This is a genomic window from Microcoleus sp. B3-A4, assembly GCF_036705385.1.
Taxonomy (GTDB): Bacteria; Cyanobacteriota; Cyanobacteriia; order Cyanobacteriales; family Microcoleaceae; genus Microcoleus.
The window spans coordinates 1-1,125 of sequence record NZ_JAUBUI010000230.1 but is presented as its reverse complement, the minus strand read 5'-3'; the positions used below and the strand labels follow the sequence as shown (position 1 = coordinate 1,125).

The following is a 1,125-nucleotide window of genomic DNA, read 5'->3' as shown; positions in this document are numbered from 1 at the left end:
AGCATGATTTTAGTGCATTAAAGAGAGCTAGAATGTATTCGCATTCTGCCACATCTCTTGATGAGATTATTCGCGCTGGTAGTGCTTTTATGTAAAGGATGGAGAAAATTGAGGCGGTTGAGTCTTCAGCATTGCTAATCGGATTCGGTGATTGTAATCATGAATAAAATTCCAAATAGCACCAGCCATGATTATCCAACTTCTTAGAAAACGATAATGTCTTCCTGACTAATCGCGAAATTCGCTGCCTGAGAGTATTATTTAATCGTTCAATGTAACTCGTCAATCCGCTTTCTTTCCCCACAGGCTGATGCCGTGAATGTCGGTAAAACCGCAGCATATGCCTCCCAATGATCGGTATAAATCTTGGCACTGCAGGCGATAGACACTCGGTAGGGAATCCCATAATGCAAGAGCCGATTTTAAGGAACGGTCTCCAATATGACATCCGATCACTTCCCGAGTCTTGGCATCCATCGCTAACCAAACCCATTGTTTATTCCCTTTGTTGTCTACTTTCATACCATAGTTCATCCATTTGGACGGTGTGTTTTCCGACTTCTTTTGGGATAACTGTAGCCTTTGGTTTTACGGCAGTGTACAAGTGGTTTACATAATTTTGAAGCCAGCTCTTGGAAACACCCATAACTCGGGCAATGCCATTAAGAGAAATCCGTTCAAGGAGAAGCAACTCAATTTTTGCGCCCGGTGTCGGTGTTTTTGGGTTGCCACTTAGGATTTTCGACAAACTGGCGACCACAGTCACGACATTTATGGTGAAAGTTTTCCGCGACGAGTCATACCATTTTTCATCACATCGTCAGAACCACAAGTGGGACAAATCAGATAGGGTTTCATCATGAGACTCCTCAAAAGATTGGCACAGAGCTATTATCCTCTATCCTTTACATAAAAGCACTACCTTCGCGCTTATTGTGCAACTTAATGTCTCATTTTTATTTGAAACAACTATAAGTTCAGCTCAATTTAAACTGATTGGAATCTTGCTACCCTTGATATAGTCATTTCAAATAAATGTGAGACAGAAGTCAGATCATGATAAAATCGCTAAAAGTAGTTAATTAGAAAAAAATGGCTTACAGTCTAGACCTAAGACAAAAAGTA

General features: G+C 40.6%; 1 pseudogene. It reads right to left on the bottom strand.

Annotated elements, in window-relative coordinates:
- Window positions 1-87: 87 nt before the first annotated feature.
- Window positions 88-858: pseudogene (locus tag QUB33_RS29785) on the bottom strand (IS1 family transposase).
- Window positions 859-1,125 lie beyond the last annotated feature (267 nt).